We start from the raw sequence: 24,934 nt of genomic DNA on the forward strand, positions 1-24,934 counted from the left end.
AAAGCCATAGAAATGTCATCAATGATGCAGATATGCTCTTATTGACAGAAAAACAAATATCATCATAAAATACTCTATAATATATTTACCATATTTTATTATTGAGAATAACTATTATATTCTCCCTTATTACAAACCCGATATATCCTCATGAACCTGATTAAAAAATTTATAACAGTAGCTTCTGGAACTCTCACAAGCCGTTGTTTTGGCTTTGTCCGTGAAATGCTCATGGCAGCAGCTCTTGGAACAGGTCCTGTATCTGATGCGTTTAACGCTGCCTTTCGCTTTCCTAATACCTTCCGTCGTTTTTTTGCTGAAGGAGCCTTTCAAACAGCGTTTGTTCCTCTTTTTTCTAAAAAAATCACAGAAAATGGATCAGAAAACGCATGCAAATTCGCAGAAGAAGTGTTTGGTGTTTTATTTTCATTACTCTTACTTCTCACTATTGTTATGGAATTGAGTATGCCTTTTTTGGTTCGCACACTGATTGCACCAGGCTTTGCAGAAGATGCTACAAAATTTAACGCTACAATCCGTTTTACTGCTATCATGTTCCCCTATTTAGCATGTATGTCTTTAGCAGCGATGATGGGAGGAATGTTGAATGCACTCCAACATTATTTTGTTGCAGCTATTGCCCCTGTTTTTCTAAATATTATCTTGATATGCGTACTCACCTATGCTTGGATCTATCAACTTGATACTTGGCATATTGGATTAAATCTGTCCTGGGGGGTAACAGTATCAGGTCTCGTCCAATTAGCTCTTATAACAATAGCCTTACGGAAAAGCGGAATGAAGCTTTCCCTCCGCCTACCTCATTTTAGCCCCAATGTCCGTCAACTGTTAATTTTAGCCTTCCCTGCTGCTATCACAGGAGGAATTACACAAATTAATCTATTGATCAATACTAATATCGCTTCTAGCCAATCAGGTGCGGTTTCTTCTCTTGTTTATGCTGATCGTCTCTATCAATTGCCCCTTGGAGTAGTCGGTATCGCTATTGCTACGGTTCTTCTCCCCGAATTAACAAAAGCGCTACGCAACAAAAAACACACAGATTCTGATGAATTACAAAATCGCGCAATTGAGTTCTCTTTATTTTTAACTTTCCCTGCATCGGTTGCTTTTCTGCTTATCTCTAATCCCATTATCAGCCTTCTCTTTGAACGAGGTCAATTTACCAGTGCCTCAACAAATAATGTTGCTCAATTGGTTCAGCTTTATGGAATTGGTCTTCCAGCTTTTGTACTCATAAAAGTTTTTATTCCTAATTTTTTTGCTCGCGAAGATACAAAAACACCCATGATTTTTGCAGGCATTTGTGTTTTTATCAATATCAGCCTAGCCTTAACATTATTCTCATGTTTGTCAGCACGAGGTATTGTCATTGCTGAAATTACTGCCGGCTGGGTTAACATCTTATTGCTGTGTGGCACTCTCCTTAAACGAGGCTATTGGAAATACGATGCACAACTAATAAAGCGAATAGCATCTCTCATAATCGCCTCTTTCTTCATGGCTCTCACTTTGTATTACTCCATCAGCTTCTTTTCCGCGCCTTTATCACCACAAGCATCATTTTTCTTGCGTGCAAGCTCCTTAGCAGGATTACTTATTATCGCAACATCAGTTTATTTTATTATTTGTCTTTTATTTGGAACAAATTATTTGTCATTCTTACGTAAAAATGTGAAACAGCACCTCTAATATTTCTATTATTTTCAGAAATATATTTTATCACAATATATTTAGCATATAATATAATATCATAAGAAAGAGAAAGGCCTTTTCTATGGATACCTTTACACCTCTTGTTTTTTCTGGTGTACAACCGAGTGGTCATCTGCATCTTGGCAATTATCTTGGAGCCATCAAACAGTGGGTAGATCTGCAAACATCCTATAAGTGTCTCTATTGTATTGTCGATATGCATGCCCTGACCATTAATCCAGATCCACTTAGTTTGGCAGAGTCTACTTATATGATGACAGCGGCCTTTTTAGCTGCCGGCATAGATCCTCAAAAACAAATTATTTTCAACCAATCACGTGTTTTTCAACATGCGGAATTGGCGTGGATCTTTAATTGTATTGCACGTATCGGCTGGCTCCAACGCATGACACAGTTCAAAGATAAAGCAGGAAAAAACCGTGAACAAACATCCCTTGGACTTTTTGCCTATCCAAGTTTAATGGCTGCTGATATTTTAATCTACCACGCAACACATGTGCCAGTGGGAGAGGATCAAACACAACATATTGAATTAACACGCGATATTGCACAAAAATTCAACAGTATTTATGCTGATCGTATTGCAAATTTAAATTTTGGTATTTCTATGCCAAATGGTGAAAAAAATGAACAAAATTTTTTTCCAATGCCAGAGGCTATTATTAACAAAACAGCCATGCGTATTATGTCTTTACGTGACGGCACAAAAAAAATGTCAAAATCAGATCCTTCCGACTTTTCACGAATTAATTTGATCGATGATACTGATCTTATCGTACAAAAAATACGCAAAGCAAAAACCGACTCCACTTCTCTTCCTGATACGCTAAATGATTTACAAGAACGTCCAGAAGTTAATAATTTATTGGGCATCTATGCTTCTTTTGCTGAAATCAGCAAAGAAAAAGCACTATTAGAGTTTTCAGGAAAACAATTTTCACTTTTTAAATCAGCTTTAGCTGACCTCATCGTCCATAAGCTAGCACCAATAACACAAGAATTGCGCCGTCTATATCAAGAAAAAACCTATATTAATTCTGTCCTGTTTGATGGTGCACAACGTGCAAGTCTTTTAGCAGAAAAAAATATGAAAAAAGTTCGTGAAATTGTCGGTTTTGTACACAATATATAAAAGAAAATAGCTAAACTTTAACCTTTAAAATTAGAAATAAAATGACATGCTCTCTAAGCGAAAAAGTCAAGAAATAAATCATAAACGAAAAATTTTGGTGATCATTGATGAAACACCTGAATGTCGGCGTGCTGTGATTTTTGCTGCACAACATGCTAAAAACACGAACGGTACCTTAATTTTGCTCTCTATTATTGACAACTCAAGATTTCAGCCTTTCCTGGGTGTCGACAAAGTTATGCGGATGGAATCAGCAGCACACGCCTGTGTAATCCTAGAAAAAATAGCTGATGATGTGCGCACTACTCAAGCTCTTGAAGCAGAAACAATTATGCGTGAAGGAGAAAAAATTAATGAAATTTTTAAACTAATTAATGAAGATCAGGATATCGCCCTCATTGTTTTAGCTGCAAGTTGTCATACAGAACGACCAGGACCGCTTATCCAATCCATTGCTTATCGGGGAAGTACTTTTCCTGTCCCCGTTACTATTATTCCAAGTGATCTCCCTGAGGAAGAAATTAAAGTTGTTGCCTAGAAACAATACTTCTATATGAATTCTCTTCTGCAACTGTAAGTAATGAAAGAGTAATATATGTTTATTCAAACTGAAAGCACACCGAACCCTACGACACTTAAATTTTTACCAGGTCGTATTGTCCTTCCTCAAGGAACCCTGGAGTTTCACAATCGCGAAGAAGCTGCTAAAAATTCTCCTCTTGCGGCAAAATTATTCAATATTCCAAATATAAAAAGCGTTTTTCTGGGATATGATTTTATTACTATAACTAAAAATGATGGAGAGTGGCAACATCTTAAACCAGCGATTTTAGGTACAATTATGGAACATTTTCTCTCCAATGATCCTGTTATCACTACAGAAGCCAATCTGCCTAATAAAGAATTTTTTGATGAAAAAGATACTGATATTGTTGTTGTCATCAAAGAATTGCTTGAAACGCGTGTACGTCCAGCTGTAGCCAATGATGGGGGTGATATCACCTTCTGCGGCTTTGAAAACGGGATTGTTTACCTCAACATGAGAGGTGCTTGTGCTGGATGCCCTTCTTCAACAGCAACCCTTAAACATGGTATTGAAAATCTTTTACGGCATTTTATTCCAGAGGTATTAGGTGTTGAAGCTATGCCGCAAAATACTGTACTGTAAAAGAATATTCACTAAAAAATTTGGAACTAAATAGCAAATTTATAATATGATTTAATGTATCCTAAATCACAAACATTGCACTTTATAAAAAAGATTGTAAAAAATATTTCATAAATGCAAACAATGAAAATCGCTGATATTTTTTAAAAAAATTGGAAATTAAAAAAGATGAACGGCTCATAAGATACATCTATTTTTAAAGTATAATATTGCTTTGCTCATTTAACTGTCTATAATTTTTAAGCTTTATATACAAAGAACGAGTTATCATGTGATCTTACAACTTTGATTTTGGTATTTTGGGCCTTTTCAACAGTAGGAAAACATTGTTCATAGCTAAACAGATAACAATCTAAAAGTATTATCTGAGTTCCATTAATACTGATTTTAAAACGCACTTTTTCTGCAGATCATCAAGGATAAGAGTTATTAATATTTCTGAACTTTTCAGAGGATGTAAACTAAATATCTACCTATTAATAAGATCTCTTATCTTCAGATAACTTTAGATCTCTCAAAAGAAATGCTGCACCTACGATATATAATTATTATATTAATGTATAACTTTTTGATAAATTAAAAAACACTAAAAAATGATAAATTGCTTAAGAAAGGATTCAACTAAAAGGGTCCCAAATATAGCAGATAAATAAAATAGCGAAAAGAAAAATACTTTTTTTGCCATAACAACTGTTTCATCATATCCTTTAGCTTTCCATAAACGATAAGAAAGATAGATAAAAATAGTGCTTAAAATTGTTGAAAAAATACCATAGATAATACCTGAAAAACCTATAATATAAGGTCCAATAGCGCATATTGCCATAATAATCGTATAAATCAAAATCTGGTTTTTCGTCGATTGCTCTCCTCGCATATTAGGCATCATAGGAATACCCGCTACATCATAATCAAAAGATGAGAAGAGAGAAAGAGACCAAAAATGTGGCGGAGTCCACATAAAAATGATTAAAAATAAGAGGAAACTCTCAAAACTTACTGTACCTGTTGCAGCTGCCCACCCAATCATTGGCGGAAAAGCTCCAGCTGCACCACCAATCACAATATTTTGAGATGTTATAGGCTTTAACCAAATTGTGTAAATAACAACATAGAAGAAAATTGTAAAAGTAAGAAAAAACGCCGTAAACCAATTAATGAAAATTCCCATAATCAAAACTGAGAATATAGAAAGAGCTAAACCAAAAATAAATGCTTGCCTACGGCTGATTTTACCAGTCGGAATAGGACGCTTTTGGGTACGTTTCATCATCGCATCAATATCAGATTCATACCACATATTAAGCGCTCCCGCACCACCACCACCTAAAGCTATACACAAAATAGCTAAAAAAGCATGCAGCGGACTCATAGCACCAGGTGATAATATTAACCCAACCAGAGCTGTAAATATAACAAGCGACATAACTCGCGGCTTCATCAATGTAATATAATTATAAATCTTAGCTACTATCGAGCTTAATTTACCATTTTTAACCAATAATTCTCTTGAAACAGACATTCCGTCAAAGAACCTTTTTCATCTATATTACCCACAAACAAACATTGTCTAAAATATAGGAAGAACCAATTAGTGTTACAGTTTTTTAAAGAATGTACAATACTCTTAATTTGACACATACCTAATGTAGATTAGAAATAACTGTAATAAGAGCATACTTTTTAATTGTATTCAAGAAATGTACCACAAAACACTCTACCAAATATCATATATCAAACACTAAAAGACTATGTTTTCATCAAATACTAACCATTTTAAATTTCCATTTTTGTTGTATATCTTACGAACTCATATCTTCGAAAAAACCTGACTTTATAATTATTTTATCAAAAAAATCAAAATTTTACTTTTCATGAAAAGCTATACACAATAATATGATAGCGATTCGGGTAGGGCTTTTTATGACATTTTATCAATTTCTCAAAAAAAACTTTTTTAGCATTCTTATTTACGCATTTTGCAATGTCTTCGCCAATCACGTTATTGCACAAACACCCAATACGCAAAGTGTTCCTGCTCCACAAACTTATGGTGCATGGACAAAAATTTGTTCTTTGCCACCAGGCACGCCTAACGTACAATGTGAAATTGTCCAAGAGGTTCGTACACAAGAGCGTCGCGATATTACCTTTCGTGTAGCATTTCAAAAATTGCCTCAAAACCAAGGGGTTTTGATGCGTGTTTTTGTTCCGATCCGAGTTGAATTGCAGTCTGGAATTAGAATTAAAATTGATAATGAAAATATAGGAAGAATGGAATATCGTCGTTGTTTAGGTAATAATTGTGTTGCTGAAGCGCTTCTTAAAGAAAATGCAATACAACACTTTTTAGAAGGTAAAGTAGCAACCTATATTATCTTTACAACTCCTGAACAAGGAATCGGAGCTCTAATTGATCTTAATGGTCTTAAAGAAGCCTATGCGACTTTGTCATCATAAATACTCCCCCTATAAATAAAATAGTTTTTGCTTTTAGCTCCACAAATAAAACAAAATGGACAAATTTTGAGTACCAACAAAATAGGATAATCACTATGAAATCGCTGATTGACCATTTTGATATTTCTTCACAAAAAGTACAATCACTTGTACAAGAAGCGCTTCATAAGGCTGATGATGGTGAACTTTATCTTGAATATACAGAAAGTGAAGTTCTTCTATTTGATAATGGACAACTTAAAAATGGTTCATTTCACCAAGATATAGGATTTGGTTTACGCGTGGTTGCCGGAGAAACCACTGGATATGCTCACTCTGATGAACTATCAGCAGCTGCACTTAAACGTGCGAGTGAAACAGCTAAAACTGCAACCTATAATAATCATGCGGGACCTTATAGTGCAGCTCCTAAACCGACAAGCAAAAGTCTTTATCAATCCCAAAGTCCTCTTGTTTCTCCATCATTTGAAGAAAAAAGTGCACTTTTGCAAAAAATTGATGCATATTTACGTGAAAAAAATGATAAATTGCATCAAGTAACTGTTGCTCTTTCTGGTTCATTACAGCATATTGAAATTTTACGAGCTGATGGACATCTTGTTCGTGACATTCGTCCTCTCGTACGGCTCTCTATATCCGTAGTTGCTGCCGATGGTAATCGACGCGAAAATGGTTCCTATGGCTGTGGTGGACGACAAATGTTTGACCAATTCATTTGTGAAGAGAACTGGAAAAAAGCTGCTGATGAAGCTTTACGAATAGCCTTAATCAACCTAGAAGCAGAAGAAGCACCAGCTGGAACATTTGATGTTGTATTAGCCAATGGATGGCCTGGTGTTATGCTTCATGAAGCTGTTGGACATGGTCTGGAAGGAGACTTCAATCGTAAAAAAACATCTGCTTTTTCTGGACTTTTAGGCCAACAGGTTGCTGCGCAAGGTGTTACCATTGTTGATGATGGTACAATCCCTGGATGCCGTGGTTCACTCACAGTTGATGATGAAGGAACGCCATCAAATCATAATGTTTTGATTGAAGATGGAAAACTCGTTAATTATATGCAAGATAGACTAAATGCTCGACTGATGGGAATGAAACCAACTGGAAATGGACGCCGTGCATCCTATGCACATGCACCAATACCGCGAATGACCAATACAATAATGTTGAGTGGAGATAAGACACCTGAAGAAATTTTATCCTCATTAAAAAACGGTATCTATGCTGTTTCTTTTGGTGGCGGACAAGTCGATATTACATCTGGAAAATTTGTATTTGAATGTACCGAAGCTTATCGAGTAGAAAATGGGAAAATCATAGCTCCAATCAGAGGTGCAACCCTTATTGGTAATGGACCAGATGCTATGAAACGCATTACAATGATTGGTAATGATAGCAAACTTGATAATGGCATAGGAATGTGCGGCAAAGCAGGACAGAGCGTTCCTGTTGGTGTGGGACAACCTCATTTGCGAATTAATAATATGACAATTGGTGGAACAGCAGTTTCATAGAATGAATTGAATATAATTAATCTGGAAATTTCCCAATTTTATTTAAAAAAGCCTTTTTATTGTTCAGCTAAAGCTTCCAACTTTTCTTCGTTTTTTGTTTTCTTAAAGTTGCAACAATTTCAATATGAGGTGACCATAAAAATTGATCAATTGGTACAACTTTTTCAATTATATAACCACCAGCAACAAGAAGTGATAAATCACGAGCCAATGTAATAGGATTGCACGAAACAGCTACCACACGTGCTACCGTTGTCTTGTCCAACTCATTTACCTGCTCCTCTGCTCCAGACCGTGGTGGATCAAAAACAACACTATCAAAGCATTCAAGCTCCTTTGCAGAAAGTGGACGACGAAATAAGTCACGTTTTTCACAAACCACTGTCTTTAAACCAGTAGCAATACGTGCTGCCTGATCAAGGTTAGCTAGAGCTTCTCCATTGTTTTCTATTGCATGAACATTCATCTTTTTCGCCATGCGTAAAGTAAAAGTCCCTACTCCTGCAAATAAATCAGCAGCATTTTTTGCTTTTTTTAAATGAGCTAAAATAATCTCACCCATAACAGTTTCCGCTTCAAAAGTTGCTTGAAGAAAACCACCAATAGGAAACTCAACACAAACATCTCCAAAGTAGATCACCGGTTTTTCTTGTTCAACTAAGACCTCACCTTCAATGGATAAACGTGTAATTCCACATGAAAGAGCTACACGTATCATTTTTTGACGAGTAAACTCATTTTGGACAACACAATTACTTAAAGCAACATCAAAACCGTTTTCGACAGCTGTTACTGTTACATGAAACCGTTTGGCGTTATTTCTTAAAAGAGCGCATATAGCCCTAATATCATCCAATTTAGACAAAATCTCTGAACGAGTAACTGGACATTCTTTAATAGCTATAATGTCATGAGATCGATAACGATTAAAACCAACAATATGGTTTTTTTGAATCACAGATGCTGTTAAAGTAACTTGTCGACGAGTATAATTTCCACATTCAATTAATGGAGAAATAACAGCATCAAGACCATATCTTTTAAATGCATCAACAACCAATTGCCGCTTCCAAGAGCGATAAGCATCAAAATGCCAATGCTGAAGCATACATCCTCCACATACCTCAAAATGTTGACAAACAGCATCAACACGCTCTAGCGATTTCTCTTTTAGAGTAATAGGTGTACCGTATTTTCCATGAAGGGCAACATTAACAACCTCTCCAGGCAGAGTAAAAGGTACAGAAATTGAACCATATGCTGTTTTGGCAATACCATGACCATTCACGCCAACATGATCAATTACAACATCACTGCTCACTTTTTTCTCCGAATAACAAATATTCTAAATTACCATCAACACCTGTAATAGGTGAAGGAAGTAAACCTTTTGCTGTCCATCCTATTTGAGTATTCAGCCAATCAAAAAGTTCTTCAGCAACTCTTTTGGCTACTAACGGATCTTTTAATATTCCTCCTTTACCAATACCCGCTCGACCAACTTCAAATTGAGGTTTTACCAATAAAACTGCTTGAGCACTCTTTTTTGTTAAAGATAAAACCGATGGTAATGCAAGTTTAAGAGAAATAAAACTGACATCTGATACAATAAGATCAATCTCATGACCATTTAAATGTTCCTGTTTCAAATCTCTAACATTCAGACCCTCTAGTAAAGTTATCGCATCGTTACCAGATAAACGAACATCAAATTGATTGTGACCAACATCAAGAGCAATGACATGAGAAGCGCCTCGTTCTAAAAGAACTTGTGTAAAACCACCCGTCGATGCACCAACATCAATTGCAGTAATTTTATTTGTCATCACAGGAAACACATCAAGTGCATAAAGAAGTTTCAATGCTGCACGAGATACATAACTTTGCGCAAGATCAGAAACCGTAATCGTCGCGTCATCAGGAATCATTTTTCCAGCTTTAAAAACAATTTCTCCATTCACTTTAACTGTTTTTCGTGCCACTGCATCACGTGCCCGTGAACGCGTTACAAAAAAAAAATTTCAACTAAGAGAACATCCAGTCTTTTTGTGACTGCCATATTTACACTCGAGTTCGCGATATAGGCCGAGGTTTACGCCCTAAAGCACTAAAAACGGCATTAATAATACCTGTCGCATCAAGCCCAATCTGTGAGAGAACTTTATCTGGCAAACCATGATTTAAATATTCATCAGGAAACTTTAAGGTACGGACTTTTAAGCCATGCTCTAAGAGTCCTTCTTGTGCCAAAAACTGTAGTAAATGCGCTCCAAAGCCACCTATTGCTCCTTCTTCAATTGTTATTAAGACTTCGTGCTCCCGCGCTAACCGACGCATCAAATCCTTATCCAAAGGCTTTGCAAATCTAGCATCTGCAACAGTCGTAGACAATCCTTCTGCCACTAATTCATCAGCTGCAACCAATACTTCAGACAACCGTGTCCCAAAACAAACCAGAGCGATTTTACTTCCTTCACACAAAAGACGCCCTTTTCCAATTTCAAGCAATTCACCCCTCTGCGGCAAATCCATACCAACACCCTGACCACGGGGATAACGAAAAGAAATAGGTCCTTGATCATAAGCTGCCGCTGTACGCACCATATGCATAAGTTCAACTTCATCAGAAGGTGCCATAACCACAAAATCAGGAAGAGTTGCCAAAAAAACAATATCAAAACTCCCCGCATGCGTCGCACCATCTGCTCCAACAAATCCTGCTCTATCAATAGCAAAACGCACCGGTAATTTTTGGAGTGATACATCATGAACAATTTGATCATAAGCACGCTGTAAAAAAGTAGAATAAATCGCAACAAAGGGTTTATATCCCTCACATGCAATCCCTGCAGCAAAAGTTACAGCGTGCTGCTCAGCAATACCGACATCAAACATCCTTTTTGGAAATTTTTCAGAAAAAGAGTCAAGCCCTGTTCCATTTGGCATTGCTGCCGTAATGCCAACAATTTTATTATCATGTGTAGCCTCCTCTATTAAAGCTTGAGAAAACACTTTAGTATAAGAAAGAGAGCTACTTTGTGCTTTAACTTGTTTACCTGTAATGACATCAAAACGATTAACACCGTGATATTTATCAGATGATGCCTCTGCGGGTGGATACCCTTTCCCTTTATGCGTTACCACATGCACTAAAACAGGACCATCAGGGCATTCACGAACATTTTTCAAAACAGGTAACAAATGTCCAAAATTATGACCATCTATAGGCCCAACATAGTAAAAACCAAGCTCATCAAACAAGGTTCCCCCAGCAAAAAAACTACGTGCAAATTCTTCTGAATAACGCGCTTTCTCCGAAAAGAATTTTGGTAACTTTTTGCTTAAAATCCTTACCCGTTCACGCAAACTGCGGTAAGATGGACGTGAAACTAACCGTGCAAGATGAGCGCTCATAGCGCCTGTAGGAGATGCAATAGACATATCATTATCATTAAGGATAACAATCAAACGTGCATCCAAAGCACCAGCATTATTCATCGCTTCATAAGCCATACCTGCAGATATAGCGCCATCACCAATCACAGAAATAATGTTGCGTTTTTCTTCAGCTTCCAATGCACTAACCATTGCCATACCAAGACCTGCCGAAATAGAAGTGGAAGAATGGCCAGCACCAAATGGATCATACACACTTTCCGAACGCTTTGTAAAACCTGATAGACCACCCTCTTGACGTAATGTGCGAATTCTATCTCTGCGACCCGTTAAAATTTTATGAGGATAGGTTTGATGCCCAACATCCCAAATAATCCTATCATCAGGGGTATTAAAAACATAATGCAGTGCAATAGTGAGTTCAACAACACCAAGCCCTGCCCCAAGATGACCGCCTGTTACAGAAACTGCGTCAATTGTCTCGGTGCGCAATTCATGAGCCAACTGTAGCAAATCAGACTCCGGCAATGCTCGCAAATCTTGCGGTAAATGAATCAGATCAAGCAGTGGCGTTAATGGGCGAGACAAAAAGAACTCCTTATATTATCAGTATAGAGCAATCAATTATGCTATCTTGTTCCTTCGATATCTTTTTAGAATTCATACCTTAACAGATGTTTCAATTGCTGGTTCTTTATAAAAAATGGTCCTGTATGAACAGAATATAAAACATAAATAATGATGTAGATATCATGATGTATACGAATATTCAATGAAGTGTAGATAGCTCTCATCATAAGAGTCTTATACACTGCATAAATAATATTTTTAACAATCACTTATGATCAAGAATAAAAGACAATATGGATATACACAATGCATGATAATTATGTAGATATAATTACAATTATATCCATATGTTTTGATGTTTCATATACGCCCTTTTGACTCGCTTATGTCAAGAAATGAGATTAACAAGTTTATTGCATATAAGCTTTTTGTACTTCTTGTACTCAAAAAATAAAAAATGACTTACATCATTCAGGGTCTAGTGGTTCTACCCCTTCGGGTTTTCCCTCATCTGAAAGTTGAATTTTTTCAACTTTAGCTTCAGCTACTTTTAATAACTTATCGCAATGATTTTTAAGAGCTTCACCACGTTCATAAATATCAATCGATTGTTCCAAAGGAACATCTCCACGTTCTAAATTTTCGACAATCGCTTCAAGCTGTTTTAGCGCTTCCTCAAAACTCAACGTAGCAATATCCTCTTTTTTCGTGCCTTGCTTCATATAATCCTCACAAGATATCTGTTCTAGATATGCGAATTCCAAAACCTTCTAAACCAACATAATGACGTTCCTTAGAAGCATAAACAATAACAGAACTAATCCCTAAATGTCTCAAAATTTGTGCTCCTAAACCAATTTGGCGCCACTCTTTTTCACGTTCAATCGCCTGCATATGATTTTCTAAATCTCTTTTTGTTATTTCCTGATTATCAATAGCTGATTGACAATCAACACCAACAAATCCTCCTCGCAGATAAACAAATACACCCCGTTTTTCCTTTTCTACCATACGACGCATAATAACTTCAATATTTGAAGCTTGACCAAAAACATCATTCAAAATGTTCTCACGATGCAAACGTACTGGAATATCCTCACCATCACGGATATCACCAAAAACAATCGCAACATGTTGAACTCTCTCCCAAGGCAGTTGATAACTTTGAACCACAGCTGGCCCTACGAATGTTTCAATTTGCATTTCTCCGACATGTTTTATTAGCGTCTCTTTACACTGGCGATAAGCAATAAGATCAGCAACTGTTATTGTATGCAACTGATGATCTTGCGCAAATTTTATAACCTCATCTCCATGTTTAACACTGCCATCATCATTGACTAGTTCACCAATCACACCAACTGGTGACAAACCAGCTAATTTACATAAATCAACCGCAGCCTCAGTATGTCCTGATCGCATCAAAACACCACCCTCATGTGCAATTAAAGGAAAAATATGTCCCGGACGCACAAAATCATTAGCACTAGCATTTGGATTAGCAAGATTACGCACTGCTAATGTACGATCGTGTGCTGAAATCCCTGTTGTTATTCCATATTTAAAATCAACAGTAACAGTAAACTTGGTACAATGCATTGAATCATTATCTGATACCATAGGAGTTAAATTCAATCGTTGCGCTTTCTCCTTCGGCAAAGGAGCACAAATAATACCGGATGTATAACGCATAATAAATGCCATTTTTTTTTCTGTACAATGGACAGCAGCAACGATTAAATCACCTTCATTTTCGCGATCATTATCATCCATAACCACAACAATTTCGCCGCGTTCAAAAGCCTGAATAGCAGAAACAACCTTTTTCTGATTATACATTATTGCTTTTCCTTCCTATACAACCAATTTGATCGCAATTCCTCAGCTAATGATCAGCAATAGCACAAGAAACTATTGATTCACTAAAAATAATAATCCGAATCGCAACACTCGTTCGTGATAACATCTACGTTTTTACCATCAACATCAATTGAACAATAAAAAGCTAAAATCAATAATATGGGCTTAACTATAAAATACACAAAAATCGGCTATTTCCTTGATATTCTGTTTATAATATCGGTTAAAAATGTAATTTTTATCACTTATCATTCGCATTTCAGCTATATTTCCTTCACTGATCCAACAGGTAACAGCATAGCCTTCACAAATTTTATATCCTAAACTGTATTCATTAACATTTAAAATGATACAATATGCTGATCAAGTCTTGCATAAATTAAGTTTTCCTAACCATAATGAAACATTTTCTGCAATAATATCAATGGAAGTAGTTTATTTATATAATCAGTGAAAACATTTCATAAGCAGAAAATGTAAAAAAGGATTATTATCGACCTCTGACCACTTCCATCGACCACAATTATTGATTAGGGATAATCACTATCACCGCCCCCCAAACAATCAAATCAAGAATAATTTTGCGTGCAAATATACCTAGCGCAACATGCTCTATTATTTCAGCTGTTGCAGTACGCTCACCATTATAACAATAAAGAATTTCATATTTAACATCATATATAAAACCTGCATAACTTAGATAATAATAATTAACTATTATATTATAATCTTCTAATCACTGATCTGTACCCTAAATAAATATTGAAACTAGCATTCCTATTGTTACTCATGTTATAGCATCAACCTGAGTAATAACTCCTGAAAGAACTTCTACCTGACTTAATTCTTGACGTTATGCTTTAATTTTGATTGTTCTGCTCACCATTATCAAAATATGACTGAATTTCTGTAAAAGTGAAAATAATCCCTAGAGAACAATCCTCAATAATGTACTCAACGCACAACTTAACTCCATATTCTCATACCATATTGTCACACGAAATAAATGATCAATGTATAGGCGATATGGAAACAGTCTCATTTTTTAAATATACAAAACCACAGCACACAAAATACAGATAATCAAGTACATTAATCTGCAAGCAAGATCATCTCACTTAAGACTATTATTAACCATTTCAACTGTAGTCAAATTGTTACTGATAAAGTAAGCTCACCCCTTACTCTTTAATAACGGAAATATCTGGTGCATCAACGGCTTTCATACCTATAATATGATACCCTGAATCTACATGATGTACTTCTCCCGTAACAGAACGAGATAAATCTGAAAGAAAGTATAGCGCAGAATCACCAACCTCTTCTATTGTCACTGTACGACGTAAAGGAGCATTATACTCATTCCATTTAAGAATATAACGAAAGTCACCAATACCGGAAGCAGCCAACGTTTTTATAGGCCCTGCTGACAAAGCATTAACACGAATATTCTTCGGTCCTAAATCTACAGCTAAATATTTTACGCTAGCCTCAAGAGCAGCCTTAGCAACCCCCATCACATTATAGTTAGGAACAACTTTCTCAGCACCATAATAAGTCAATGTTAAAATCGAACCACCACCTGACATCAACTTTTCTGCACGCTGTGTAAGAGCTGTCAAAGAATAAACAGAAATATTCATTGTCATCATAAAATTTGATTCGCTGACATCAATGTAACGACCGCTTAATTCATCTTTGTCAGAAAAACCAATAGCATGAACTAAAAAATCAAGCTTACCCCATTTTCTTTCTATTTCATTAAAAACTGTATCAATAGATTTACTATCAGATACATCACAATGACCACAAACAATTCCTCTTACTTCTTCGGCCAAAGGTTCAACACGCTTCTTCAATGCTTCACCTTGATAAGTAAAAGCAAGCTCTGCTCCTGCAGCACTTGCTGCCTTAGCTATTCCCCATGCAATAGATCGATTATTGGCCAACCCCAAAATTAGACCACGCTTACCGCATAATAAATTATTACTATCAGCCATTAACATTGCCTCATCGCAACAAAAAATTAATATTACCCACTTGCCTATGGCACAGGTAAACTTTTTCTTCAAGCAGTTGGTTTAAAATCAAATCAAAACTATAATTTCGTCTTATAAACAATCTTAACTCTTCTCCATTTGCAAGAACTGTTCTAATGCAGGATCCTTTTTGGGTAACATGATACGAACATGCACATAAAGGTCATCTCTTTCTCCATTTTTTAAATGAAGTCCTTTCCCTTTTAGCCGTAAAACACGATCAGAACTTGACCATGCAGGAATTGTTACAACGACGCGTCCTTCTAATGTCTGAATTTCCTCTTTTGTTCCCAACACAGCGTCTTTAAGAGGAATTGGCAAATCAAGATGAAGTGCCCTTCCTTCAACTCGTAAACGAGGATGTTTTTGGATATGAATCGTTACCAACGCATCCCCTGATTGTCCATACGGAACTTTTTCTCCCTGACCTTTTAAACGGATAGTTTGCCCATCTTCAACATAAACCGGAAGCTTAATTTTTAGTTTTTTGCCATTAGGAAAAATTGTTTCCACCTTTTCTGCACCAACCATCTGTTCCAAGGTTACAGAAAGACTAGTCCGAATATGAGCTCCTTGTTGAGACTGATTATGTTGTGTAGAATGCGAGAAACCTCTTCCTTTTCCAAATAAATCACGAAAAATATCGCTTGCGTCAAAACCTACACCACTTGAAGAACCAAAGTCAAACCCTCCTGTACTTCCTGAAAAAGGATTATGTCCTTCTCTAAAATGTCCTCCAGCGCTATAAGCTTGATGGAGTGGTTTTCCTTCTGCATCAATTTCACCCCGGTCAAATTGTATTTTTTTATCTTTATCTCCTATAATTTCATAGGCTTGATTCACTTCAGCAAACTTTTCTTTAGCCTTCACATCACCCATATTATGATCTGGATGATATTTTTTCGCTAGTTTTCTGAATGCAGATTTAATCTCTTGCGGTCTTGCGGTGCGCGCCACACCTAGAACTGTATAGGGATCACGCATATTGTCTTCTTTCCAGTTTTGTCATTTTTAATATCAACCGGTATATTTTTAGTAATTTTATTCTTGAATCAATTTAACTAAAGTAATTTCTACTTTATCTATATGTTTATAAATAAATGGAAATACCATATGGAATAAATATTTTTATACCTAACATAATGTATTGCAACTCATACTAAAAACCAACATCATTAAAAAACTATGATAAAAATATGTAATATTATTAATTTTTCAAAATAAAAAGAGCAGTCTTTTGTTAGCTGATATAAAAAACGACCCTGATAATCCTTCATTCATGCTAATTGATAAAAGTCTATTATGAACAATACAACACAAACAAATGATAACTTTGTACAAATACAAGATCCCTTTGTACTCTTTACACAGTGGCTTGAAGAAGCAACAACAAGCGAAATCAATGATCCAAATGCTATGGCTTTAGCAACAGTAGATACAACAGGCTTACCTAACGTTCGCATGGTTCTTCTCAAAGATTTCAGTTCTAGAGGATTTATCTTCTACACAAACTACGAAAGTTGCAAAGGACAAGAAATTTTAGCATCAATGAAAGCATCCTTAGGCTTTCATTGGAAATCACTCCGTCGTCAAGTTCGAATCAGGGGAAACGTTGAAAAAGTCAGCACTGAGGAAGCAGATGCATATTTTCAATCACGTCCACGTGGAAGCCAAATTGGCGCATGGGCATCTAAACAATCTCAAATATTAGAGAACCGCTTTGCTCTTGAAAAAGCAATCACCGAATATACCGCACAATATGCTGCAAAAAAAATCCCACGCCCACCTCACTGGTCTGGATTTTGTGTAAACCCTCTTTCTATTGAATTCTGGCGTGATCGCCCATTCCGTTTACATGATCGCTTACTCTTTACACGAGACTCTATTAAACAAAACAGCTGGAAGAAGCAAAAACTCTATCCTTAATTCTTAAACTCTCAAAACAATACGTTTCCTGTTTATATGATAACAAATTTCTACTTCATAGATTATTTTATATTGTCATAAATATCACAAAATCACAGAATATAATACCGCCGAGATTTCTCCGCATACCAAACCAACAAAGATCAAAAAACCAACAAACGAATTAGACTTGAAAAGTCGTAAACATTGTAAATTATTGTCAATATCAATAACTTTAATTTGTATAAACATATGGATCGCTGCGATAAAAATCCCTAAAAAACTCAGAATAGGAACTTGAGCCAAATAAAATGCCAAGCTGGTTAAAATCACAAAACCACCATATAAAAATATCAATGCATATTTCGTTTTTTTACCAAAGAGAAGTGCCGTAGAACGAACACCAACAATCACATCATCATCTTTATCTTGATGAGCATAAATTGTATCATATCCTATCGTCCATAGAATTGAGCCTCCATAAAGTGCTATTGGAGCCCAACTTAAACTCCCATGTACCGCAGCCCATCCCATTAATGCTCCCCAATTAAATGCAATACCTAAAAAAAATTGCGGCCAATTTGTTATACGTTTCATAAAAGGATAAAGTATAACTGCTACCAGTGATGAAAGACCTAAAAAAAAAGTAAATTTATTAAATTGCAATAAAACACCTAGGCCTATAATACATTGTATCAATATAAAAATTTTTGCCTGAAACCGACTCACTTGACCAGTGGGCAATGGGCGAGAACGTGTTCGTTCTATTTTAGAATCAATTTCTTGATCAACAAGGTCATTCCATGTACAACCTGCACCCCGCATAGCTATAGAGCCTACGAAGAATAAAAAAAGATACCAAATCCAATTAACAACACTCGACAAAATAGATAATTGTGACATCTCACAAGAAATAGCCATAGTTGTTGACCAAAAACAAGGCCACATCAATAGTTTCCATCCAATAGGCCTGTCCCATCGAGCTAATTGAGCATATAGCCATAAAGAACAAGGAAGAAAATCATAAACCCACTGTTTTGGCACTGCATCCATAACTCGTCCCTGCTTATCACAGGACTGAATATGCAAAATATCTTTACTTTTTTTCATTAAATGATTTCACCTTTTAGACTTGCAATAGAAATATTTCATTCTTATGACAAATAATCAGTTTAACCATCTTCTATGATAGGAGCAAGCAATGAACGTTCTTCTTATAGGTTCAGGCGGACGAGAACATGCTTTAGCATGGAAAATAGCAGCATCTCCACTGCTAACGAAATTATATTGTACTCCTGGAAATCCTGCAACAATGGAATTTGGTACAAATATTAACTTAGACATTAATGATCATTGTAGTATCATTAATTTTTGTAAAAAAAATACTATTGATCTCGTAGTTGTCGGTCCAGAAGCCCCATTAGTAGGGGGTATAACAGATGCCCTTAATGCAGCTCATATCTGTGTATTCGGACCGAATCAAAAAGCTGCTCAGCTAGAAGGCTCAAAAGGTTTTACAAAAGACCTGTGTTACAAAAATAATATTCCTACAGCTCCTTATCAACGCTTTGATAATGCTTTGAAAGCTAAATCTTATATTCATCAACAAGGTATTCCTATCGTTATTAAAGCTGATGGTTTAGCTGCCGGTAAAGGCGTTGTAGTTGCTATGACAATGGAAGAAGCATTTGATGCAATTGATTCTTGTTTTGAAGGGACATTCGGCGATGCAGGAAAAGAAGTAGTTGTTGAAGCTTTCCTCGAAGGAGAAGAAACAAGTTTTTTCTGCCTTTGTGATGGCAAAATAGCTATCCCCTTTGGATCTGCACAAGATCATAAACGTATTGGTGATGGTGATACAGGTGTCAATACAGGTGGCATGGGAGCCTATTCACCAGCTCCTATCATGACGGAAGAAATGGTTAACCGTACTCTTCAAGAAATTGTTACACCAGCTCTACGCGGTCTAGCTGAAATGGATATATCTTTTAAGGGAATTCTCTTCGTTGGGTTGATGATAACACAAAAAAGTCCCCAATTAATTGAGTTTAATGTGCGATTTGGTGATCCTGAGTGCCAAGTTTTAATGATGCGTCTAAAAGATGATATTCTTCCACTTTTTCTTGCAGCGGCTCAAGGAAACCTTGAAAAGAAAAATCTTCAATGGTCTGAAGAAACTGCTTTAACAGTTGTTATGGCCGCTAATGGCTACCCTGTTTCTCCTCAAAAAGGGAGTGTAATTCGCAATATTGATAAAGTAAATTCTCTCCCTAATGTAAAAGTTTTTCAAGCTGGTACAGCCTTATGCAATGGAGAATTAATTGCGAATAGCGGACGTGTTTTAAATATAACAGCAACAGGAAAAACCATAAAAATCGCTCAAAAACGCGCTTACGAAGCGGTGGACTGTATTGATTGGCCAGAAGGTTTTGTACGCCGTGATATTGGATGGCGAGCTATCATGCGAGAAAATTAGATTTTTAAAGTCTTTTTTTAGGACTCGTAATTTCACGTGATAGAATAGTGCGTAAATCAGCTAACTGCTCTTTAGTCATGATAGCTTTAGGAAGAATGTTGAATTTTTCCTCTGAAATATAGAGTGCTAAAAAATTTGGATACTCATGCCAATCATAAAACAGACGAAAAGGATAAGTGCCCTGTATATAAGAGTTTCGAATCGCAAGCGCATGATCATCCCATTGCCATACTTGTTTAAGACCTATTTGCTGATTATTTTTTACTAAACGATACGCTTTATGCGTTACTAAAACATAATAATTCAGTGCCCAAATAACACAAATAATTGCAGCATAAATGCAAGCCGTTTTGATAAGAGACTTTCCCCAATAATGCGTCCAATTTTGTCCCTCAATCATGATGAGAAAACCACAATAAACAGAAACACAAATCAGCCACAATATTAATAAATGTAAAAATGTCTTCAATCTTCTGGTATAACGACGACAATGCGCTTTTTGCGCTTCTATTGCCTTCTTTTGATCAAGTTCGAAGACAAGCATACGCCTTTTAATTTTTTCTGAATGTTTCAAATACTTACAATTCTTTTCTATTTTTATTAGATAGGAATTCAATTATCATGAATAAAAAGTCAAAACGCAAATGAAATAAATATACATGACTGCACAACATATAAAAATGAACGTATATTTTCTACAATGCAGTCTGATTGTTAATCATCAAACGTAAACCTAATGAATTATGCCCACGAAGTAAAAAACGCTTCTGTGCAGAATTAGGTGATACCATATGAAAAAATTGATGCATAATAGAACGATCTTGAACCTTGACAATATTGCTATACTCATCAATCATAAGCATAGGAAGATTGTAAATCTGCGTCCACAATCGCCAATCCAGAAAAACATTATTTAATTTTCTAGAAACTAACAGTGGAATACAAATCTCCTCATCTACATGAAATAGCTCTAATGTTATGGCTTTCTCACCTGAGAGAGTATCAACTATACGGGCTACAACCCCTCTAAAATGGTGAGCTGGGATCAAACGTGACAGTCTTGAAGAAGCCCCCAATTTAAAAAAAACACCACATTTATTTAACGAACAAACTATTTGATTACCCGTTTTTGATACAAAATATGTCGTTATTTGTGGCAAATGATACGGATCTAGTCGAAACTCAAGCACCGCCTTTGCCTGATTAAAGCATTGATTAGCCATACATAATATTCCCAATTTTTTCAATAAGCCACACAATCTAGCAGATTTTCTTCATTAGATTATTAACAAAGTTATATAAAAAAACTTAGTTTCTTTTTGGTTATTAAATTCTAAATAAAAATACAAAAAATATTTATTCTTCTGAAATTATAATATTTTTCCAGGATTCATAATTCCTAAAGGATCAAATATCTTCTTAATCTCTTGCATAATTTCTAATGAAACAGATGACTTAAAAGTACGTAGTTCTTCTCGTTTAAGCTGACCAATTCCATGTTCAGCAGAAAATGTGCCATGATATTGTATTGCTAAACAATGAATACGATGGTTTATTTTCGGCCATAATTTTAAAAATGCTGCAGTATCCGCTCCAACTGGTTGTGTAATATTATAATGAAGATTCCCATCACCCACATGTCCGAAACAAACTACTTGTGCACCTGGAATTATTTCTTCAACAATAAGAGCAGCCTCAGTAATAAAATCAGAAATGGAAGCAATAGGTACAGCAATATCATGTTTTATAGATCCTCCTGCTAATTTCTGTGCAGGTGATATACTTTCACGCAATTGCCAAAAAAAATCTTGCTGTTTTAATGATTGAGCAACAACTGCATCGTCAATAATAGAATTCTTTAAAGCCATTTCTAAAACAATATGCAATGCTGATAATGCATCGTTGTCACTTCGTGATGATGACATATTAATCAAAACATACCATTCATGCTCACGATCAAAAGGAGATCGGGAACACATCTTATAATTTAAAGCCATTTGAAAACTAAGTTTTCCCATGAGCTCAAAACCAGTCAATAATGTCCCCCCGTGGCATTGAGCAAGAGATAAAAGCTCTACAACTTTCGCTGGACTATCTAAACCTACAAGAGCAACTTCTTTCCCCTTTGGTTTTGGAAAAAGCTTTAAAACTGCTGCGGTAATAACTCCTAAAGTCCCTTCCGCACCAATAAAAAGATCTTTCAAATTGTAGCCGCTATTATCTTTCTTCACAAATCGCAAATCATCCAAAATACGTCCATCAGGTAAAACGACTTCTAAACCAAGACACAAATCACGCATATTACCATAAGCTAATCCCCCCGTTCCTCCAGCATTAGAAGATAGGTTACCTCCTATCTGACACGATTCTTCAGAAGCCAAAGAAAGAGGAAAAAAACGATTCATTTTATCAGCTTTTTTTTGTAACGTTTTTAGAATAACTCCAGCCTCTACTATAGCGAAATTATCCTTAAGATCCAATGATCGAATCTTATTCAAACGTTCCATAGATAAAATAACACTGTGCCCACTATCATCTGGCAACTGAGCACCTACAAGACCAGTATTTCCTCCTTGAGGAACAATCGGCGTACACGTTTGACTAGCCAAATGCATAATCAATGATACTTCTTTTGTAGAAGATGGCCGTAAAAGTAATGGCGATTTACCATGAAAAAGTCGACGATTTTCAAATAAATAAGGTGCAATCAGTGCCTGATCTGTTATAGCATATTCAGAACCGACAATGCTTTTAAAAGACTCAATTAAACCTTGCTCCATTTTTATTTCCCTTTTGGAGCCGCAGCGCGTATTAAACGATCATTAATAGCTTCCCCTAATCCGTAGAATGGAATAGGCTCCACTGCAATGCACTTCACTTCAAGTGAATCCAATTGCTGCATATATTGAAATAAATGGAATGCAGCTTCTTCTAATCGACCACTTGTACTCAGGTTCAGAACAGCAACGGCATTTTCAACACCTTCAATACGTTTAGGTCCAAATGCTAAAAGTGCTTCACCGCTTTTCACCTTTTTTACATTTAAACGCATAGAAGTATTAGGTGCATAATGTGATTTTAACATCCCTGGAGCTTCAATTGCAGTTTGCTGCTCCAAACGTTTTACAGACTTCTTTGCCACTTTTTCAATTTCTTCAATAGCTAATCCTCCTGGACGCAATAAATAAATATTTTCATCACAAATTTTAATAATCGTTGATTCAATCCCTATTTTTGAAGCTCCACCATCAATAATTAAAGGCACTGATGTTCCTAAAGATGTAAACACAGATAAAGCTGAAGTAGGACTCAATTTTCCTGATTGATTAGCACTAGGCGCTGCTAAAGGACGTCCAAAATGACGAATAACTTCTGCAAAGCCTCCCTTTGGAGAGCGAATAGCCAATGTATTAAGGCCAGCAGTTGTTAAAGGGTGAATATTATGATGAGCCTTTAATGGCAAAACTACAGTTAAAGGACCTGGCCAAAATGCTTCCATTAATCGACGTGAAAGCAAATCAATTTTCACATAACATTCTGCCATAACTATGTCACTTACATGAACGATAAGAGGGTTAAAGAGTGGTCGTGCCTTTGTAGAAAAAATAGACGCCACAGCCTTTCCATTTGTCGCGTCTCCAGCTAATCCATAAACAGTTTCTGTCGGCAAAGCCACTAATTGTCCTTGTTGAAAAATCGCAACTGCTTGGTTTATTGCAGCATTATTAAATGGTAAGATCGTCATTAAATACTATCCTTATAGCGTTCTTTAAGAGGAGAAAAACTATAACGATGTAATCTTACAATAGGCCCATACTTATCGATAGCTGCTCGATGTGCTACTGTTCCATAACCTACGTGCTTCTCTAAACCATAATTTTGATAAATCCGCCCAGCATATTGCATCATCCTATCACGAATTACTTTAGCAATAATAGACGCTGCCGCAATTGAAACTGAAGACTGATCACCTTTAATCAAAGCAACTGCAGGACAGGGCAGATCAGAAGGAATATCACGCCCATCAATCAACGCATAATGCGCTGAAATAGCAAGCCCTGTAATACAATGCCGCATTGCCTCTAAAGTCGCTTTTCTAATATTAGACTTATCAATTGTCCGAGCACAAAGACTAGCAACCGAAATCGCTAATGCATTTCGCAAAATTTCATAATAAAGTCTATTACGCTGTTGGCTAGAGAGTTTTTTTGAGTCATTCAAGCCTTCAGGAATACGGTCTTTATCTAAAATAACTGCTGCCGTCACTACAGGCCCAGCTAAAGGTCCACGACCAACTTCATCAACGCCTGCTATATAAAAGAAACCTTTTTTTTGCAAATCAAGTTCATATGAAAAATTTGGCTGAAATGGTACATCAAACATATCTAACAATCGCGAATATAAAAAAACATGCACCCATTTTTACATCACTACCTATTTTCTGCAAGCGCTATAGTAAGTAGTGTAAACTATTACCACATAGCGTAACAGTTAAATAATTTACCTTAGTATATAAATGCATTGCTCATTTTCTATGTACAATAAAATAGTTTTACTTTTAAAAGGAATGATTTTCTTCTTTGCTCACCTTTTCTATTTCTTTCAATTGAGTATCTAAAAGGAGTATCCACATAAATTTCAGTTTCTCCTTTTAGTGTTTATTGAATAACATACATT

General features: G+C 36.0%; 21 protein-coding genes and 1 pseudogene. 8 read left to right on the plus strand and 14 right to left on the minus strand.

Going from position 1 to position 24,934, the window contains the following annotated elements; translation table 11 throughout:
- Nucleotides 1-150 precede the first annotated feature (150 nt).
- From murJ to Bho11B_RS05730, 4 genes are all read left to right on the plus strand, one after another.
- Nucleotides 151-1,713 carry a murein biosynthesis integral membrane protein MurJ gene (murJ, locus tag Bho11B_RS05715; protein WP_035007102.1) on the plus strand — a complete coding sequence of 521 codons (1,563 nt, stop codon included), beginning with the start codon at nt 151-153 and terminating at the stop codon, nt 1,711-1,713.
- A gap of 85 nt (nt 1,714-1,798) precedes the next feature.
- On the plus strand, nt 1,799-2,869 hold the full coding sequence (trpS, locus tag Bho11B_RS05720) for a tryptophan--tRNA ligase (protein WP_035007101.1): 1,071 nt from the start codon (nt 1,799-1,801) through the stop codon (nt 2,867-2,869).
- Between the two features lie 46 nt (nt 2,870-2,915).
- Complete coding sequence (locus Bho11B_RS05725) at nt 2,916-3,407, plus strand: universal stress protein (RefSeq protein WP_035007098.1); 492 nt, start codon at nt 2,916-2,918, stop codon at nt 3,405-3,407.
- 57 nt (nt 3,408-3,464) lie between these two features.
- Nucleotides 3,465-4,037, plus strand: coding sequence for a NifU family protein (locus Bho11B_RS05730; RefSeq protein WP_078673881.1), 573 nt, complete (start codon nt 3,465-3,467; stop codon nt 4,035-4,037).
- A 586-nt stretch (nt 4,038-4,623) separates the two neighbouring features.
- Here Bho11B_RS05730 and cyoE read toward each other — a convergent pair.
- Nucleotides 4,624-5,559, minus strand: coding sequence for a heme o synthase (cyoE, locus tag Bho11B_RS05735; RefSeq protein WP_078673882.1), 936 nt, complete (start codon nt 5,557-5,559; stop codon nt 4,624-4,626).
- Nucleotides 5,560-5,960: 401 nt separating this feature from the next.
- Between cyoE and Bho11B_RS05740 the strand changes: the two genes are divergently transcribed.
- Both Bho11B_RS05740 and tldD read left to right on the plus strand, forming a co-directional pair.
- Nucleotides 5,961-6,497: an invasion associated locus B family protein gene (locus Bho11B_RS05740; protein WP_078674108.1), complete on the plus strand. Its 537-nt coding sequence runs from the start codon at nt 5,961-5,963 to the stop codon at nt 6,495-6,497.
- Nucleotides 6,498-6,592: 95 nt separating this feature from the next.
- On the plus strand, nt 6,593-8,011 hold the full coding sequence (tldD, locus tag Bho11B_RS05745) for a metalloprotease TldD (protein WP_035007086.1): 1,419 nt from the start codon (nt 6,593-6,595) through the stop codon (nt 8,009-8,011).
- A gap of 67 nt (nt 8,012-8,078) precedes the next feature.
- Here tldD and Bho11B_RS05750 read toward each other — a convergent pair whose 3' ends face one another.
- From Bho11B_RS05750 to Bho11B_RS05780, 7 genes and pseudogenes are all read right to left on the minus strand, one after another.
- Complete coding sequence (locus Bho11B_RS05750) at nt 8,079-9,332, minus strand: class I SAM-dependent RNA methyltransferase (RefSeq protein WP_078673883.1); 1,254 nt, start codon at nt 9,330-9,332, stop codon at nt 8,079-8,081.
- A pseudogene (locus Bho11B_RS05755) lies at nt 9,322-10,070 on the minus strand (TlyA family RNA methyltransferase). The gene Bho11B_RS05750 and the pseudogene Bho11B_RS05755 overlap by 11 nt, the downstream one beginning before the upstream one ends.
- 2 nt (nt 10,071-10,072) lie before the next feature.
- Entirely contained in the window at nt 10,073-11,995 is a 1,923-nt protein-coding gene (gene dxs, locus Bho11B_RS05760) for a 1-deoxy-D-xylulose-5-phosphate synthase (RefSeq protein WP_078673884.1), read from the minus strand.
- A gap of 449 nt (nt 11,996-12,444) precedes the next feature.
- A complete protein-coding gene (locus Bho11B_RS05765) occupies nt 12,445-12,699 on the minus strand; it encodes an exodeoxyribonuclease VII small subunit (RefSeq protein WP_035007081.1) in 255 nt (84 codons plus the stop codon).
- A gap of 7 nt (nt 12,700-12,706) precedes the next feature.
- Complete coding sequence (gene ribB / locus Bho11B_RS05770) at nt 12,707-13,819, minus strand: 3,4-dihydroxy-2-butanone-4-phosphate synthase (protein WP_035007080.1); 1,113 nt, start codon at nt 13,817-13,819, stop codon at nt 12,707-12,709.
- 1,199 nt (nt 13,820-15,018) lie between these two features.
- Entirely contained in the window at nt 15,019-15,837 is an 819-nt protein-coding gene (fabI, locus tag Bho11B_RS05775) for an enoyl-ACP reductase FabI (RefSeq protein WP_078673885.1), read from the minus strand.
- Nucleotides 15,838-15,960: 123 nt separating this feature from the next.
- Nucleotides 15,961-16,860: a DnaJ C-terminal domain-containing protein gene (locus tag Bho11B_RS05780; RefSeq protein ID WP_035007078.1), complete on the minus strand. Its 900-nt coding sequence runs from the start codon at nt 16,858-16,860 to the stop codon at nt 15,961-15,963.
- Between the two features lie 318 nt (nt 16,861-17,178).
- On the opposite strand from Bho11B_RS05780, the gene pdxH reads away from it, so the two are divergent.
- Entirely contained in the window at nt 17,179-17,802 is a 624-nt protein-coding gene (gene pdxH / locus Bho11B_RS05785) for a pyridoxamine 5'-phosphate oxidase (protein WP_035007077.1), read from the plus strand.
- Between the two features lie 84 nt (nt 17,803-17,886).
- Here the strand turns inward: pdxH and ubiA are convergent, their stop codons facing one another.
- Nucleotides 17,887-18,891: a 4-hydroxybenzoate octaprenyltransferase gene (gene ubiA / locus Bho11B_RS05790; protein ID WP_035007076.1), complete on the minus strand. Its 1,005-nt coding sequence runs from the start codon at nt 18,889-18,891 to the stop codon at nt 17,887-17,889.
- A 91-nt stretch (nt 18,892-18,982) separates the two neighbouring features.
- On the opposite strand from ubiA, the gene purD reads away from it, so the two are divergent.
- Nucleotides 18,983-20,257, plus strand: a complete 1,275-nt coding sequence (gene purD / locus Bho11B_RS05795) for a phosphoribosylamine--glycine ligase (protein ID WP_078673886.1) — start codon at nt 18,983-18,985, stop codon at nt 20,255-20,257.
- Nucleotides 20,258-20,261: 4 nt separating this feature from the next.
- Here the strand turns inward: purD and Bho11B_RS05800 are convergent, their stop codons facing one another.
- From Bho11B_RS05800 to Bho11B_RS05820, 5 genes are all read right to left on the minus strand, one after another.
- Entirely contained in the window at nt 20,262-20,801 is a 540-nt protein-coding gene (locus Bho11B_RS05800; RefSeq protein WP_148664927.1) for a YcxB family protein, read from the minus strand.
- Nucleotides 20,802-20,952: 151 nt separating this feature from the next.
- On the minus strand, nt 20,953-21,480 hold the full coding sequence (locus Bho11B_RS05805; RefSeq protein WP_035007073.1) for a DUF6101 family protein: 528 nt from the start codon (nt 21,478-21,480) through the stop codon (nt 20,953-20,955).
- A 147-nt stretch (nt 21,481-21,627) separates the two neighbouring features.
- Entirely contained in the window at nt 21,628-23,037 is a 1,410-nt protein-coding gene (locus Bho11B_RS05810) for an FAD-binding oxidoreductase (protein WP_035007071.1), read from the minus strand.
- Nucleotides 23,038-23,039: 2 nt separating this feature from the next.
- Complete coding sequence (locus Bho11B_RS05815; protein ID WP_035007069.1) at nt 23,040-24,002, minus strand: L-threonylcarbamoyladenylate synthase; 963 nt, start codon at nt 24,000-24,002, stop codon at nt 23,040-23,042.
- Nucleotides 24,002-24,640: a ribonuclease HII gene (locus Bho11B_RS05820; protein ID WP_078673887.1), complete on the minus strand. Its 639-nt coding sequence runs from the start codon at nt 24,638-24,640 to the stop codon at nt 24,002-24,004. The genes Bho11B_RS05815 and Bho11B_RS05820 overlap by 1 nt, the downstream gene beginning before the upstream one ends.
- Nucleotides 24,641-24,934: the final 294 nt, after the last annotated feature.

This window comes from Bartonella sp. 11B (assembly GCF_002022625.1).
Classification (GTDB): domain Bacteria; phylum Pseudomonadota; class Alphaproteobacteria; order Rhizobiales; family Rhizobiaceae; genus Bartonella; species Bartonella rochalimae.

Excerpts from the sequence above, each read along its gene's own strand:
- ubiA (WP_035007076.1), bottom strand. The coding sequence starts at position 18,891 with ATGAAAAAAAGTAAAGATATTTTGCATATTCAGTCCTGTGATAAGCAG.
- murJ (WP_035007102.1), top strand. The coding sequence starts at position 151 with ATGAACCTGATTAAAAAATTTATAACAGTAGCTTCTGGAACTCTCACA.
- purD (WP_078673886.1), top strand. The coding sequence starts at position 18,983 with ATGAACGTTCTTCTTATAGGTTCAGGCGGACGAGAACATGCTTTAGCA.
- Bho11B_RS05810 (WP_035007071.1), bottom strand. The coding sequence starts at position 23,037 with ATGGAGCAAGGTTTAATTGAGTCTTTTAAAAGCATTGTCGGTTCTGAA.
- Bho11B_RS05815 (WP_035007069.1), bottom strand. The coding sequence starts at position 24,002 with ATGACGATCTTACCATTTAATAATGCTGCAATAAACCAAGCAGTTGCG.
- tldD (WP_035007086.1), top strand. The coding sequence starts at position 6,593 with ATGAAATCGCTGATTGACCATTTTGATATTTCTTCACAAAAAGTACAA.
- Bho11B_RS05820 (WP_078673887.1), bottom strand. The coding sequence starts at position 24,640 with ATGTTTGATGTACCATTTCAGCCAAATTTTTCATATGAACTTGATTTG.
- cyoE (WP_078673882.1), bottom strand. The coding sequence starts at position 5,559 with ATGTCTGTTTCAAGAGAATTATTGGTTAAAAATGGTAAATTAAGCTCG.
- Bho11B_RS05805 (WP_035007073.1), bottom strand. The coding sequence starts at position 21,480 with ATGGCTAATCAATGCTTTAATCAGGCAAAGGCGGTGCTTGAGTTTCGA.
- Bho11B_RS05740 (WP_078674108.1), top strand. The coding sequence starts at position 5,961 with ATGACATTTTATCAATTTCTCAAAAAAAACTTTTTTAGCATTCTTATT.
- Bho11B_RS05780 (WP_035007078.1), bottom strand. The coding sequence starts at position 16,860 with ATGCGTGATCCCTATACAGTTCTAGGTGTGGCGCGCACCGCAAGACCG.
- Bho11B_RS05730 (WP_078673881.1), top strand. The coding sequence starts at position 3,465 with ATGTTTATTCAAACTGAAAGCACACCGAACCCTACGACACTTAAATTT.
- Bho11B_RS05800 (WP_148664927.1), bottom strand. The coding sequence starts at position 20,801 with ATGCTTGTCTTCGAACTTGATCAAAAGAAGGCAATAGAAGCGCAAAAA.
- Bho11B_RS05765 (WP_035007081.1), bottom strand. The coding sequence starts at position 12,699 with ATGAAGCAAGGCACGAAAAAAGAGGATATTGCTACGTTGAGTTTTGAG.
- fabI (WP_078673885.1), bottom strand. The coding sequence starts at position 15,837 with ATGGCTGATAGTAATAATTTATTATGCGGTAAGCGTGGTCTAATTTTG.
- Bho11B_RS05725 (WP_035007098.1), top strand. The coding sequence starts at position 2,916 with ATGCTCTCTAAGCGAAAAAGTCAAGAAATAAATCATAAACGAAAAATT.
- trpS (WP_035007101.1), top strand. The coding sequence starts at position 1,799 with ATGGATACCTTTACACCTCTTGTTTTTTCTGGTGTACAACCGAGTGGT.
- pdxH (WP_035007077.1), top strand. The coding sequence starts at position 17,179 with ATGAACAATACAACACAAACAAATGATAACTTTGTACAAATACAAGAT.